Raw genomic sequence first — 16,223 nt, 5'->3', positions numbered from 1 at the left:
GTCTAGTCGTCCTCGTGGCCGCCGAGCGCGGCCCGGACCAGGTCGTCGACGCTCAGCGCCATGACGGTCTGCGCCACCTCGGCGTCCGTGTCGTCCTCGCCCGTCGCCTCCTCCGGCTTCGGTGTCAGCCCGAACTCCTCGGCCAGCAGACCGGCCAGCGCGCGGGGGTTGGGGTGGTCGAACATCAGCGTCGCCGGCAGCCGGATGCCGGTGGCCGACTGCAGGGCGTTGCGCAGCTCGATGGCGGCCAGGGAGTCCAGGCCCATGTCCGTGAACCCGCGGTCGGGATCGACGTCCCCGGCGTCACCGTGGCGTACGGCGGCGGCCTGGGCGCAGACCAGGTCGACCAGCGTCCGCAGGGCTTCCTCGGCGGGCAGTTCCGCGAGGCGCCGGCGCAGTGCGGCGTCGGCGCCCGGCCGGTGGGCGGCCGCCGGTGCGCCGCCGCCCGTGGTGTGCGCCGTGACCCGCCGCGCGGTCCCCGTGCGTACGGCGAGACCGCGCAGCACCGGGGCGAGCAGGGCGCCGTCGAGTCCGGCCAGGCGTTCGGTGTCGACGCGCAGCGGCACCAGGGCCGGCTCGTCGAGCGCGACCGCCTCGTCGAACATGGCCAGGCCCTCGGCCTCGGAGAAGGGTGGCAGTCCGGCGGCGGCCATCCGCCGCTCGTCGCGTTCGGCCTCGACCGGGTCCGGCAGGCCCGCGGCACGGCCGAGCCCGGTCCGGACGGTCCACAGTCCGAAGGACAGCGAGGTCGCGGGGCGGCCGGTGGCACGGCGGTGGGCGGCGAGCGCGTCCAGGAAGCGGTTGGCCGCCGCGTAGTTGGCCTGCCCCGCCGCGACGGCGAGCCCCGAGACCGAGGAGAAGAGCACGAACGCCGTCAGGTCCAGGTCCCTGGTGAGGACGTGCAGGTTCCAGCCGCCGGCGGCCTTCGGCCGTACGACACGGTCGAGCCGGTCCGGGGTGAGGTCGCCGAGGGTGGCGTTGTCCATCACTCCGGCGGCGTGCACCACGCCGCGCAGCGGGCGGTCGGCGGGGATCGCCGCGAGTACGGCGGCCAGCGCGGCCCGGTCGGCGATGTCGCAGGCGGCCACCTCGACGGTGGCGCCCAGCGCGGTCAGCGACTCGGCCAGCTCCCGTGCCCCGGGGGCCGCCGCGCCGCGCCGGCTCACCAGCAGCAGGTGCCTGATCCCGTGGGCCGACACCAGGTGCCGGGCGACGACGGCACCGAGCCCGGTCGTCCCGCCGGTGACCAGGACCGTGCCGTCCGGGTCCCAGGGCGAGAGCCGTTCGGGGGCCGACGCGGGCACCGGCGCAAGGCGCGGCACCCGGATGTCGGCGCCGCGCACGGCGAGTTCGGCCTCACCGGCGGCGAGCAGGGCGGCCGGGAACCGGTGGCCGGCCAGGTCGGCGAGGACGATCCGGCCGGGGTGCTCGGCCTGCGCGGCGCGGACCAGCCCCCACACCGCCGCGTGCGCCGGGTCGACGGTGCCGGTGTCGACGGCGGACCGGGTGACGACCACCAGCCGGGACCTGGCGAACCGGTCGTCCGTCAGCCAGGCGCGCAGCAGGTCCAGCACCGAGTGCAGCAGTGTGCCGGTGGCGGCCGGCACGTCGTCGTGGGCGGGCGGTCCGGCGGGGCACGCGAAGAGCGTCACCGGGGGCACCGGCGCGCCGTCCTCCAGGTGTGCCAGGAGCCCGGGAAGCCCGGTGAAGACGGGGACTTCCGGCAGTTCGAAGTCGGTGCCGCCCGGTGGGCGCAGTACGGCCCAGCCGTGGGCGTCCGCGCTCGCGGTGCCGAGCGGCAGCGAGTCCCAGCCCAGCCGGAACATGGTGTCCCGCATGCGGGCGCCCGCCAGGGTGGCGGCCGCGGCGGCGACCCGCTCGGGTGTGACGGCCCGGACCACCAGTGACTCCACGGTCGCCACCGGCCGCCCCTCGACGTCGGCCAGTTCCAGCCGTACGGCGTCCGAGCCGGCCTGGGCGCCGGCCCCGGCCCCGGCCCAGTCGATGCGGACCCTGAGCCGGGAGGCGCCACGGGAGTGCACGCTCACCCCGGTCCAGGCGAACGGCAGCATCGTCGCGCCGACGTCCTGCGGCCTGCGGTCGCCGAGGAAGTCGGTGGCGCTGAGCGAGGCGTCCAGCAGCGCGGGGTGGATGCGGTACTCGGCCGCCTCGCCGGCCGCCTCGTCCGGGAGAGCCACCTCGGCGAAGACCTCCCGGCCCCGGCGCCAGATGCCGCGCAGCCCACGGAACGTGGGGCCGTAGTGGTAGCCCTGGCCGGTCAGGTAGTCGTAGACGTCGGTGATGTCGACCTCCTCGGCGCCCTCCGGCGGCCAGGCGGCCGGCCCGGCGGGGACCGGTGGCGCGGGGGATTCGGCGGGGGCCAGTACGCCGGTGGCGTGCCGGGTCCAGGGCACCTCCGGCCCGGCGCCCTCCTGGCGGGAGTACACGGCGAAGGAGCGGCGGTCGTGCTCGTCGGCACCGCCGACCACGGCCTGGATCGCGACCGCGCCCCGCTCCGGTACCGGCAGCACGGCCTCGATGGTCAGCTCCTCCACGACCGGGCAGCCGGCCTCCTCCCCGGCGCGCACCGCGAGTTCCACGTAGGCGGTGCCCGGGAGCATCACGGTGCCGAGCACGTCGTGGTCGGCCAGCCAGGGCTGCGCCGCGTGCGACAGTCGGCCGGTCAGGGTGACTCCCCCGGTCTCCGGCGCGGCGACCACCGCGGTGAGCAGCCGGTGCGCGGCGTCGTCCTGGCCGTGCGCGGTGGCGCCCGCGAGGACCGGTTCCGGGTTGAACCAGTACCGGCGGGCCTCGAACGCGTAGGTGGGCAGGTCGACCCGGCGCGCGCCGGTGCCGGCCAGGACGGCCCGCCAGTCGACCGCGGCGCCGTCGGTGTGCAGCAGCGCGAGGCTCTCGGTGAGGGTGCGCGTCTCGTCGGCGCCCTTGCGGGCGGCGGCCACCGCGAGCGGACGAGGACCGTCCAGGGTGGCCGTGGTCAGCGGGGCGAGCACCGCGTCGGGTCCCAGCTCCAGGAAGCGTACGGCTCCTTGTCCGGACATCTCGCGTACGGCGTCGGCGAAGCGGACGGTGTCCCGGACCTGCCGCACCCAGTAGTCCGGCGAGGTGAGTTCGCCGGGGGCGGCGAGCCGGCCGGTGACGGTCGACACCAGCGGCAGTGCCGGCTCGGCGAGGCCGACTCCCTTCGCCACGGCGCGGAACTCGTCCAGCATCGGTTCCATGAGCGGCGAGTGGAAGGCGTGCGAGACGTTCAGCCGCGTGGCCCTCGGGAAGCGGGCGGCGAGGGCCAGCACCTCGGCCTCGGTGCCGGAGACCACCGTCGAGGTGGGGCTGTTGACGGCGGCGACGCAGACGCCCGGGGTGAGATGGGGGCGGACGTCCTCCTCGGCGGCCCGGATCGCGGCCATGGCCCCGCCCGGCGGCAGCGCCTGCATCAGCCGGCCGCGCGCGGCGACCAGGCGGCAGGCGTCGGGCAGCGACAGCACACCGGCGACGTGCGCCGCCGTCAGTTCGCCGACCGAGTGCCCGGCGACCATCGCGGGCCGGACGCCCCAGGACTCCAGCAGCCGGTACAGGGCGACTTCGTGCGCGAACAGGGCGGTCTGCGCGTACACCGTCCGGTTCAGCTCGGTGGCGTCCGGGGCCGCGACGACGTCCCGGAGCGGACGGTCCAGCAGGGGGTCCAGCAGGTCGGTCACCTCGGCGTAGGCGGCGCCGAACACCGGGTGAGCGGCGATCAGTTCGCGCCCCATGCCGGGGTGCTGGCAGCCCTGGCCGGAGAAGAGGAAGGCCGTCAGCCCGTCGGTGTCCGCGACCCGGCGGTGGACCGGCACGGCCGGGTCCGCGGTGCCCTCGGCCGCGAGGGCGGTGAGGGCGCGCAGCGCCTCGTCGCGGCCGGCCGCGAGGATCGCGGCGCGGTGACCGAGCGCGGCGCGCGTCGTGGCCAGCGCGTGACCGACGTCGTCCGTCCGCAGCTCCGGATCGGTGACGAGCAGGGTCCGCAACCGCTCGGCCTGGGACGCGAGTTGGCGTGCCGAGGCGGCGGACAGCAGCAGCGGCACCGGGGCCGGCGCGGTCCGCCCGGCGGTCTCCGCGGGGCTCTGGGGCGCCTCCTCCAGGATCACGTGCGCGTTGGTGCCGCTGAGCCCGAACGAGGAGACCGCGGCCCGGCGCGGTCCGGCCGCCTCCCAGGGCCGTGCCGCGGTGAGCAGGCGGACGTCGCCCTCGGTCCAGTCCACCTGGCGGCTGGGCTCGTCGGCGTGCAGGGTCCTGGGCAGCTCGCGGTGGCGCAGCGCCATCACCATCTTGATGACACCGCTGACGCCGGCGGCCGCCTGCGCGTGGCCGATGTTGGACTTGACCGAGCCGAGCCACAGGGGCCGTCCCGGTGTGCGGTCCTGGCCGTAGGTGGCGAGCAGGGCCTGCGCCTCGATCGGGTCGCCGAGCCGCGTACCGGTGCCGTGCCCTTCGACCACGTCCACGTCGCGCGCGGCGAGACCCGCGGAGGAGAGCGCGGCCCGGATCACCCGCTGCTGCGCCGGGCCGTTGGGCGCGGTGAGGCCGTTGGAGGCGCCGTCCTGGTTGACCGCCGAGCCGCGTACGACCGCGAGCACCCGGTGCCCGTTGGCCCGTGCGTCGGACAGCCGCTCCAGCACGAGCAGGCCCACGCCCTCGCTCCAGCCGGTGCCGTCGGCCGAGTCGGAGAACGCGCGGCACCGGCCGTCCGGTGACAGGCCCCGCTGCCGGCTGAAGTCGACGAAGATCTCGGGGGTCGGCATCACGGTGACGCCGCCGGCCACCGCGAGGGTGGTCTCCCCGGCGCGCAGCGCCTGGACGGCGGTGTGCAGGGCGACCAGGGAGGACGAGCACGCCGTGTCCACGGTGACGGCCGGGCCCTCCAGACCGAGGCAGTACGAGACGCGTCCGGAGGCGATGCTGCCCGCGCTGCCGTTGCCGAGATAGCCGGCCAGGTCGTCGGGGGCGGTGCCGGGGCGGCGGCCGTACTCGGCGTACATGATGCCGACGTACACGCCGGTGCGGCTGCCGCGCAGTGTGTGCGGGTCGATGCCGGCGTCCTCGAAGGCCTCCCAGGTGGTCTCCAGCAGCAGGCGCTGCTGCGGGTCCATGGCGACGGCCTCGCGCGGCATGATGCCGAAGAACTCGGGGTCGAAGTCGGCGGCGTCGTGCAGGAATCCGCCCTGCCGGACATAGGTCCGGCCGGGAACGCCCGGCTCGGGGTCGTAGATCGCCTCGGTGTCCCAGCCCCGGTCCGCCGGGAAGTCGCCGATCGCGTCGCGGCCCTCGGCGACGAGCCGCCACAGGCCCTCCGCGCCCCGTACGTCGCCGGGGAACCGGCAGCCGATGCCGACGATCGCGATCGGGTCGTCGGTGTGCTCCGGGCGCTGCTCGGGGCGGGAGGCGTCGGGGTCCGTATCGGGGACGGGCGTTGTGGTGGTGGTTTCCGCGACGGTGGGCTCCGCGACGGTGGACTCAGGCGCCGGGGAGGGCTGTGGCGTGGCCGTGAGGCGTTCGTCGAGGAACGCGGCGACGGCCCGGACGGTCGGGTGGTCGAACACCAGGGTCGCCGGCAGCCGGGTGCCGGTCGCGGTACCGAGCGCGTTGCGCAGTTCGACCGCCGCCAGGGAGTCCACGCCGAGGTCGCGCAGCGGGCGGTCCGGGTCGATCCCGTCCGCGTCCCGGTGGCCGAGGACGGCGGCCAGGGTGCCGCGCACCTCCTCCAGGAGCGCGCGTCGCCGCTCGAAGCCGGCGAGCCCGGTGAACCGTGCGGCACGGGCCGGCTGCCGGGCGGCGGCCCCGCGGCGCGGTATCAGGGCGCGGAGCACCGCCGGGAGCCGGTCGCCGCGCGCGGTGAGGGCATGGCGGTCGGTGCGGACCACGGTGATGTGGGGCTCGTCGAGGCCGAGGGCGGTGTCGAAGAGGGTGCGGGCGTCGTCCGGGTCGAGCGCGGGCAGCCCGAGTCGGGCCATGCGCTCCAGGTCGGCGTCGGTGACGGCGCCGAGCCCGGTGTCGGCGGCCCACATGCCGTAGCCGAGCGACAGCGCGGGCAGGCCCGCGGAGCGACGGTGGGCGGCGAGGGCGTCGAGGAAGACGTTGGCCGCGGCGTAGTTGCCCTGTCCGGCGGCCAGCGCCGTGCCGCCCGCCGAGGAGAGCAGCACGAACGCCTTCGGGTCCAGGTCCCGGGTGAGTTCGTGCAGATGCCAGGCACCCTCGGTCTTCGGCCGCAGTACGGCCCTGAGGCGCTCCTCGGTGAGGTCGGTGGTCAGCGCGTGGTCGGCGACGCCGGCGGCGTGGATCACCGCGGTGAGCGGCCGCTCCGCCGGGATCGCGGCGAGCACCGCGGCGAGCCGCGCCCGGTCGGTGACGTCGCACGCGGCCACGGTGACGTCCGCGCCGAGCGCTTCGAGTTCGGCCCGCAGCTCGGTGGCGCCGGGCGTACCGGGCCCGCGCCGGCCGGTGAGGACCAGGTGCCGGACGCCGTGCCGGCGCACCAGGTGCCGGGCGAGGAGACCGCCGATGCCGCCGAGCCCACCGGTGATCAGGACCGTGCCCCGCCAGGCGCCGGCACGGTCCTCGGCCGGGGCGGGCGGCGCCACCGGAACGAGGCGGGGCACGAGGACGGCTCCCTCGCGCACCGCGTTCTCCGGCTCGCCGAGCGTCAGCACCGACGGGTCGAAGACGGCATCCGTGTCCGGGTCCGTGTCCGTGCCGGTGATCGCGTCGACGTCGACGAGCGCGATGCGGCCGGGGTGTTCGGCCTGCGCGGCGCGCACCAGGCCCCAGACCGGGGCCTGGGTGACGTCGACGGTGTCGCCGGGCCGGGCCGCGACCGCGCGCACCGTGCGCACCACGAGCAGCGTGCCGTCGGTGGTGTCGTCGGCGAGCCAGGAACGCAGCCGGGCCAGGGTACGGGCGGCGAGCGTCTCGGCGGCCTCGGGTACGGAACCGTCTGCGGGCGCGGCGGTGGCGGTCCACACCTCGTGGCGCGGGACCGTACCCCTCGGGCCCTCGGCCGGGAGCCAGTCGAGCCGGTACGGCGAGCCGCCGGTACGCGGCGCGAGCTGTTCGGGGCGCACGGCACGGCTGGTCAGCGAGCGGATGCGCAGCACCGGGTCGCCGGCGGCGTCCGTGGCGGCGATCTCCGTCTCCTCCTCGCCGCGCAGCCGGCGCAGCAGCACGCGCAGGGCGCCGCGGCCGGCGGACCGGAGGGTGACCCCGTTCCAGGAGAACGGCAGGAGGGTCGCGCCGTCCCCGCCGTCGGCGACCAGGTCGGCGTGCATCGCGGCGTCGAGCAGGGCGGGGTGCAGCCGGTACGCGGCGGCCTCGGCCGCGGCCTCGGCGGGCAGCTCGACCTCGGCGAAGACGTCGTCGCCGGATCGCCAGGCGCGGCGCAGTCCCTGGAACGCGGGCCCGTAGTCGTAACCCCGGGCGAGGAGGCGGTCGTAGGCGTCGGCGACCGGCAGCTCGACGGCGTGCGGCGGCGGCCAGGCGGCGAGGGCGTCGAACGCCGCGTGCTCGTCGTCGGCGTCGTCGCGCGCCGTGAGGACGCCGGTGGCGTGGCGGACCCAGGTGCCGTCGTCGGAGCCCTCGGGCCGGGAGTGCACGGCGACGGTGCGCGATCCGTCGTCCGCCGCGGCGCCGACGCTCACCCGCAGCAGCGCACCGGCGGGCAGCGGCAGCGGCCGTTCCAGCGTCAGCTCCTCGATCCGCTCGCAGCCGACGTACTCACCGGCCCTGAGCGCGAGTTCGACGAAGCCCGTCCCCGGGAGCAGCACGCCGCCGAGCACGTCGTGGCCGGCGATCCAGGACGGGTCGGTGGCGGACAGCCGGCCGGTGAACACCACGGTGTCCGGTTCCGGTACGGCGACGGCGGCGGCCAGCATCGGGTGGCCGACGGCGTCCTGGCCCGCCGCGCCGGGGTCACCCGGGGTCCGAGCCGGGTCGATCCAGTAGCGGCGGCGCTGGAACGCGTACGTCGGCAGGGACGGCCGGTGCGGCCCGCGCCCCCCGAAGAACGCCGCCCAGTCGACCCGGCCGCCGCGTGCGTGCACCCGGCCGAGCCCGGCGACGATCGACTCCTCCTCGCCGGCGGTCCGCCGCATGGTGGGGGCGAACGCGATGTCGTTGTCCCCGGCGCTCTCCGGGCCGGCCGCGCTCAGCACCGCGTCGGGCCCGAGTTCCAGCGCGGTGACGGTGCCCCGCTCGGCCAGAGTCGCGACCCCGTCGGCGAACCGGACCGTCTCCCGCACCTGGCGCACCCAGTAACCCGGTGTGCACAGCTCGGCCGGGTCCGCCGGCTCGCCGGTCACGGAGGAGATCAGGGCGAGCTCCGGGGCGGCGTAGGCCACAGTGCCCGCGATCTCGCCGAAGGCCTCCAGCATCGGCTCCATCAGGGGCGAGTGGAAGGCATGGCTGACCCTCAGCTCGGTCGTCGCGACATCCAGGTCGCCGAACTCGGCGGCGATGCGCCGTACTTCGGCCGCGTCGCCGGAAATCACCGTGGAAGCGGGGCCGTTGACCGCAGCGATGCCCACGTTCCCGGTGAGCCGGGCCGCCACCTCCGCCTCGGTCGCCCGTACCGCGGCCATCGCGCCGCCCGCGGGGAGCGCCTGCATGAGGCGGCCCCGCGCGGCCACCAGCTTCGCCGCGTCGTCGAGCGACCAGACGCCGGCCACATGGGCCGCGGTGAGTTCGCCGATCGAGTGGCCGAGCAGGTGGTCGGGGCGCACCCCCCAGGAGGTCAGCAGCCGGAACAGCGCCGTCTCGACGGCGAACAGGGCCGGCTGCGCGAACTCGGTGCGCCGGAGCAGCGCCGGGTCGTCTCCCCACATGACGTCGCGCAGCGGTCGGTCGAGGTGCCGGTCCAGGGCGGCCACCGCCTCGTCAAAGGCCTCGGCGAAGACGGGGAACACCGCGTGCGCCTCGCGTCCCATGCCCGGGCGCTGGGCGCCCTGCCCGGTGAACAGGAAGGCCAGCTTGCCGTCGCGGACGGTGTCGGTGAGCGGCGGCGTCGCCAGACCGCGGATCAGTGTCTCCCGGTCCGTGCCGAGGACGACGGCGCGGTGTTCGAGGGCCGCGCGGCCGGTGGCCAGTGCGGCACCGGCGTCGAGGAGGGCGGTGAGGTCCGGATCCGTGTCCGCCGCGAACTCGGCCAGTCTGCCGACCTGTTCGCGTAGCGCCGCGGCGGAACGGCCGGAGACCACCCAGGGCACGACGGTGCGGTGCGTGGCCGGTGCCGGTGCGGTGCCCGGCTGCTCCGGGGCGTCCAGGCGCTCGGCCTGTTCCAGGATCACATGGGCGTTGGTGCCGCTGATGCCGAACGAGGACACCGCGGCCCGCCGGGTGCCGCCGCGCCCCGGCCAGGGCCTGGACTCCGTGAGCAGCTCCACCGCCCCCCGCGACCAGTCGACCTGGCCGGAACGGGACTCGCAGTGCAGCGACTTGGGCAGCACCCCGTGCTCCATCGCCAGCACCGTCTTGATGATCCCGGCGACACCGGCCGCCGCCTGCGCGTGACCGATGTTGGACTTGACCGAGCCGAGCCAGAGCGGGTCCCCGGGATCACGGTCCCGGCCGTAGGTGGCGAGCAGGGCCTGCGCCTCGATCGGGTCGCCCAGCCGGGTCCCGGTGCCGTGGCCCTCGACCACGTCCACGTCGCGCGGGGCGAGACCGGCCGCCGAGAGCGCGGCCCGGATGACCCGCTGCTGCGCCGGGCCGTTCGGCGCGGTGAGGCCGTTGGAGGCGCCGTCCTGGTTGACCGCCGAGCCGCGTACGACCGCCAGTACCCGGTGCCCGTTGGCCCGGGCGTCGGACAGCCGTTCCAGCAGCAGCAGGCCCACGCCCTCGCTCCAGCCGGTGCCGTCGGCGCCCGCGCCGAACGACTTGCAGCGGCCGTCCGGGGCCTGCCCGCCCTGGCGGCTCATGTCGACGAAGGTGTCGGCGGTCGACATCACGGTGACACCGCCGGCCAGCGCGAGACCGCACTCGCCGCCCCGCAGCGCCTGTGCCGCCAGGTGCACCGCGACCAGCGAGGAGGAGCAGGCGGTGTCGACGGTCAGGGCCGGGCCCTCGAGGCCGAGGGCGTAGGCCACGCGTCCGGAGACGACGCTCGCCAGGCCGCCGTTGCCGAGGTATCCGGCGATCTCCTCGGGCATCGGCCCGAGGCGCAGGCCCCAGTCGTGGTACATAACGCCCGCGTAGACGCCGGTGTCGCTGCCGCGCAGCGCGTGCGGGTCGATGCCCGCGCGTTCCAGTGTCTCCCAGGCGACCTCCAGCAGCAGCCGCTGCTGGGGGTCCATCGCCCGGGCCTCCCGGGGGCTGATCCCGAAGAAGTCCGCGTCGAACTCGGCGGCGTCGTAGAGGAATCCGCCCTCGCGGGTGACGCTGGTTCCCGCGCGGGTGCCCGCCGGGTCGTACAGGTCGGCCGGCCAGCCGCGGTCGGTGGGGAACGGCCCGATGGCGTCGGCCCCGTCGGCGAGCAGCCGCCACAGGTCCTCGGGCGAGCCGACGGACCCTGGATAGCGGCAGGCCATGCCGATGATGGCGATCGGCTCGTCCGGCGTAGCGGCCGGGGTGACGGAACGCGTCGGCCCCGGGTCGGCCGGCCGCTCGCCGGCGATGCCCGGGAAGGACTCCCCGAGGTGGCGGGCCAGCGCGTCGGGGGTGGGGAAGTCGAAGACGAGGGTGGCGGGCAGGGGCAGACCGGTGGCCGTCTGCAGACGGCTGCGCAGCTCCACCGCCGACAGCGAGTCGAAGCCCAGGTCGGTGAAGGCCCGGTTGCGGCCGACGGCCTCCGCGTCCTGGTGGCCGAGGACGGTCGCCGCGTGCCCGCGCACCAGGTCGAGCAGTCGGTCGGCGCGCTCGGCGGCGGGAAGTGCGGCGAGCTCGCGGGCGGCTGGAGCGGCGGACGGTACCGCGCCCACGGCGGTGCGGGCGGGCGCGGCGACCAGCTTCCGCAGCAGCGGGGGTACGCCTCCCGTGCGGTCGCGCAGGGCGCGGGTGTCGATCCGTACCGGTATCGCCGCGGGCGGCGCGCCGAGCAGGGCCAGGTCGAGCAGGCCGAGGTTCTCGGCGGCGTCGAGCGGGGCGAGGCCGGAACGGTGGATACGGGCCAGTGCGGCGGCGTCGAGTCCGGCTCCCATGCCGGTGCCGGTCCACAGCCCCCAGGCCAGGGAGACGGCGGGCAGCCCGGCGGCCCGTCGGAGGCCGGCGAGCGCGTCGAGGTAGCCGTTGGCCGCGGCGTAACCGGCCTGGCCGGGTGCGTCGTAGAGCGCGGCGGTGGAGGAGAAGAGCACGAAGGCCGACAGGTCCGCGTCCCGGGTCAGTTCGTGCAGATGCCAGGCGGCGTCGGCCTTGGGCCGCAGCACGGTGTCCAGGCGCCCGGCGGTGAGGTCCGTGACCAGGCAGTCGTCGATGACGCCCGCGGCGTGGAAGACGGCGGTGAGCGGCCGGTCGGCGGGGATGTCCGCGAGCAGCGCGGCCACCTGCCGGGCGTCGGCCAGGTCGCAGGCGGCGAGCGTGGCGTCCGCGCCGAGCGCGGCGAGTTCGGCCGCCAGGGCCCGGGCGCCCGGCGCGTGCGGGCCGCCCCGGCTGACCAGCAGCAGATGGCGGGCGCCGTGGGCGTTCACCAGGTGCCGGGCGACATGCGCGCCGACCCCGCCGGTGCCGCCGGTGATCAGGACCGTGCCGTCCGGATCGAGCGGACGCGCGTCGCCGGGCGCGGCGGAAGGCACGGAGGCGAGGCCGGGCACCAGGAGCCGGCCGGCCCGGACGGCCACCTCGGACTCGCCGCCCGCGACCGCGGCGGCCAACAGCCGTGCGCCCTCCGGCGATTCGTCGAGGTCCGCCAGGACGAGCCGGCCGGGCCGCTCGGCCTGAGCGGAGCGGACCAGGCCCCACACGGCGGCCTGGGCCGGGTCCGGGACGTCGCCCTCGACGGCCGTGACCGCGCCGCGGGTCGCCACCACGAGGACCGAGTCGGCCCCGGCCGGGTCCGTGAGATGGGCGCGCACGGCGTCGAGGACGCGGCACGTGACGGCCCGCACGGCGTCCGGGCCCGCGTCCGCGGTCGGTTGAACGGCCGGCACGACGGCCACGGGACGCCCCGGGGCGGTGGCGTCCCCGCCGGCGGGCAGCTCCCGCTCGGCGGGCCGTGCGGGTACGGCCGTCCACTCCACCTGGTACAGCGGGCCACGGGCGGCGGCCTTCGCGGCCCTGAGCTGCTCCTCGGAGACCTCACGCACCCGGTAGGACGCGATCGTCGCGACCGGTGTACCGGCCGGGTCCCACAGGGAGAGCGCGGCCCGGTCGTCGGACTCGGCCACGACGCGCACGCGGGCCGTCGTCGCCCCGGTCACCGCCGCACGGGCGCCGCTCCAGGCGAACGGGAGCCGCAGCCGGCCGTCGGGGCCGCTCCCCCAGGCGAAGTCCGTGGCGTGCAGCGCCGCGTCGAGCAGGGCCGGGTGCGGTGCGAAGCCGGGGGCGTCCGTGCCCTCGGGCAGGGTGACCTCGGCGAACACCTCGGCACCGCGCCGCCACACGGCACGCAGCCCCTGGAACGCGGGGCCGTACTGGTAACCCCCCTGGGCGAGTTGGCCGTAGAGAGTCGATATGTCGACGGGGGTCGCGCCGTCCGGCGGCCACTGGGCCGGGGCGGGCTCGGTCGGCGCATCGGCCGAAGTCCGCAGGGTGCCCTGGGCGTTGCGCAGCCAGGGCGCACCGGCGGGCGCTTCCTCGGGTCGCGAGTGCACCGCCACGGAGCGGCGGCCGCTCTCGTCGAGCGGTCCCACCCGGACCTGGAGGGTGACGGCGCCGGTCGCCGGAACGGTCAGCGGCGCCTCCATGGCGAGGTCCTCGACCAGGGGGCAGCCCGTCTCCGCCCCGGCCCGCAGGGCGAGTTCCAGGTGGGCGGTGCCCGGGAGCAGGGCCAGGCCGTCGATCGTGTGGTCGGCCAGCCAGGGCAGCGCGGCCGACGACAGACGGCCGGTCAGCACCGTCTCGTCGCCGTCGGCGGTCCGGATGGCGGCGCCGAGCATCGGGTGGTCGACCGTGCTCTGGCCGAGCGCCTCCGCGTCCGCGCCGGGCCGCCTCGGCGCGAGCCAGAACCGGCGCCGCTGGAAGGGGTACGGCGGCAGCGCTACGCGGCGCGGGCCGCGGCCGGCGAGATGGGCGGCCCAGTCGGCGTCGGCGCCCCGGGCGACGGCGGTGGCGAGGGCGTCCGTCGCGGTGCGTCGCTCGTCGTGGCCCGCGCGCAGCAGCGGGGCGAAGGCGAGCGGCGCGGGGTCGGCCACGCAGGCCGGGCCCATCGCCGACAGGACGGCGTCGGGGCCGAGTTCCAGGTAGGTGGTGACGCCCTGGCCGGCGAGGGCGCGCACGGCGTCGCGGAACCGCACGGGACTGCTGATGTGCCGTACCCAGTAGTCGGGTTCGGAAAGCTCGGCGGCGGACGCGGGCAGGCCCGTGACGGTGGACACGATGGGGATGCGAGCGGGCTGGAAGTCGACGACGCGGGCGGTGCGCCGGAACTCCGTCAGCACCGGTGTCATGAGCGGAGAGTGGAACGCGTGCGACACGCGCAGCGGCTTCACCCGCCGGCCGAGGTAGGCGAAGTGGTCGGCGATCCGTACGACTTCGGCCTCGGCGCCGGACACGACCAGGGCGCGGTCCGCGTTGACGGCGGCGATGCCGGTCAGTTCGCCGAGCAGGGGCAGGACTTCGTCCTCCGTGGCCTCCACCGCGGTCATCGCGCCGCCCGCCGGGAGGTCCCGCATGAGGCGGCCGCGGGCGGCGACCAGGAGGGCCGCGTCGGGCAGGGACAGGACCCCGGCGGCATGGGCGGCGGAGAACTCGCCGACCGAGTGTCCGGCCAGGGCGTCGGGCCGCAGTCCCCACGACTCCAGCAGCCGGAACAGCGCGACCTCGAGCGCGAACAGCGCGGGCTGGGCGTAGTCGGTACGGTCGATCAGCACGGCCTCGGCCGAACCGGGCGCGGCGAACAGGACGTCGGTGAGCGGCCGTTCCAGTTGCAGGCCGAGTTCGGCGGCCGCCTCGTCCAGTGCCTCGGCGTACACCGGGTACCGCCGGTACAGCGTGCGTCCGGCCTCGGCGCGCTGGCTGCCCTGGCCGGTGAACAGGAAGGCGAGGGCGCCCTGCGCGGCGGTGCCGGTGAACACGTGCGGGGCCGGCCGCCCGGCCGCGACGGCGCGCAGTCCGCGTTCGAGTTCCGTCCGGTCGGCGGCGACCACCACGGCGCGGTCGGCCAGCGTGGCACGGGTGGTGGCCAGTGAGAAGGCGAGGTCGGCGGGGTCCGCGCCGATTCCGGCGAGCTGCTCGGCCCGTGCCCGCAGGGCGGCCGCGCCGCGCGCGGACACGACGACGGGGACGACGTCCCCGGCCGGGCCGGCCGGCTGGGCGTCGGGGGTGGCGGCTGACGGCCCGTCGTCCTCCGGTGCCTCGGGTGCCACCGGTGCCTCGGGTGCCTCCGGTGCCTCGGGTGCCTCCGGTGCCTCCGGTGCCTCCGGTGCCTCCTCCAGGATGAGGTGGGCGTTGGTGCCGCTGACGCCGAACGCCGAGACGCCGGCCCGGCGGGGGCGGTCGCCGCGCGGCCAGGACACCGGCTCGGTCAGCAGTCGTACCGCACCGGCCGACCAGTCGACGTGTCCGGAGGGCGCGTCGATGTGCAGGGAGCGCGGCAGCCGGCCGTACCGCATGGCCATGACCATCTTGATGACGCTCGCGGCGCCGGCCGCCGCCTGGGTGTGCCCGAGGTTGGATTTCACGGAGCCGAGCCACAGCGGCTCGTCCGCCGGCCGCTCCTGCCCGTAGGTGGCGAGGATCGCGCCGGCCTCGATCGGATCGCCCAGCCGGGTTCCCGTACCGTGGGCGTCCAGTGCGTCCACGTCGGCGGGAGCCAGACCGGCGTCGGCCAGAGCCTGGCGGATCAGCCGTCGCTGGGCCGGGCCGCTGGGGGCCGTCAGACCGTTCGACGCGCCGTCCTGGTTCACCGCGGTACCGCGCACCAGCGCCAGCACCCGGTGTCCGCGCCGGCGGGCCTCGGAGAGCCGCTCCATGACGAACAGGGCGACGCCCTCGGAGAATCCGGTGCCGTCCGCCGCGTCCGCGAACGCCTTCACCCTGCCGTCCGCGGCGAGCCCGCGCGCCCGGCTGAACGCGGTGAAGACGCCGGGGCTGCCCATGACGGCGACACCGCCGGCCAGGGCGAGGGAGCACTCCCCGCGCCGCAGGGCCTGTACGGCGAGGTGCAGTGCGACGGCCGACCCGGAGCAGGCGGTGTCGAGGGTGACGGCCGGTCCTTCCAGGCCGAGCGTGTAGGCGACGCGCCCGGTGATGACGCTCGGCGCGTTGCCGGTCAGCAGATGACCGGCCAGGCCCTCGGGCGCGTCCACGGTGTGCACGCCGTACTCGTGCGACTCGGCGCCCACGTAGACGCCGGTGTCGCTGCCGCGCAGGGACAGCGGGTCGATGCCGGAGTCCTCCAGCGCGTGCCAGGCCGTCTCCAGGACCAGCCGCTGCTGCGGGTCCATGGCGACGGATTCGCGCGGGCCGATGCCGAAGAACTCCGGGTCGAACAGCGTGGCGGTGTCGAGGAAGCCGCCGCGGTCCGTGTAGCTGGTCCCGGTGCGGTCCGGGTCGGCGTCGAAGAACCCGTCCAGGGGCCAGTCGCGGTCGGCCGGGAACGGGCCGAGGACGTCGCGGCCCTCGTCCAGGAGCGTCCAGAGGTCCTCGGGGCCGGTGACGCCGCCGGGGAAGCGGCAGCCGATGCCGACGATGGCGATCGGGTCGCCGGGGTCGCCGGCGGAGGTCCCCGGGCCGGCCGGGTCCGGGCGGTGTGCGGGTGCCGGGGCGAGGCCGAGCAGTTCGGCGCGCAGGTACTCGGCCAGCAGTGCCGGCGTCGGGTGGTCGAAGGCCACGGCGGGCGGGATCACGAGGCCGGTGGCGGCGCTGAGCCGTTCCTGCAGATCGACCAGGGCCAGCGAGTCGAGGCCCTGCTCGCGGAACGGGAGGTCCGCGTCCGCCGCGGGGTCCTCGCCGCCGGGCTGCCCGGGTGCGATCCGGCGCAGCGCGGCGCGAGCGGCCTCACGCACCAGTTCGACCAGCCGGCGCTGCTGCTCCGGAGCGGTGAGCCCGGTCAGGTCGGCGAGGTTCTCAGGCAGCTTCGGCCCACTCAT

1 protein-coding gene is annotated in these 16,223 nt (G+C 76.6%); it reads right to left on the bottom strand.

Annotated features, from left to right (window positions below; genetic code table 11):
- Positions 1-2 precede the first annotated feature (2 nt).
- Positions 3-16,223 carry an SDR family NAD(P)-dependent oxidoreductase gene (locus tag ACZ6B1_RS00085; protein ID WP_468773460.1) on the bottom strand — a complete coding sequence of 5,407 codons (16,221 nt, stop codon included), beginning with the start codon at positions 16,221-16,223 and terminating at the stop codon, positions 3-5.

The organism is Streptomyces sp. NPDC041129, from assembly GCF_055592265.1.
Note: the sequence above shows the minus strand (reverse complement) of the source record. Positions and strands in the feature narration are given on the sequence as shown.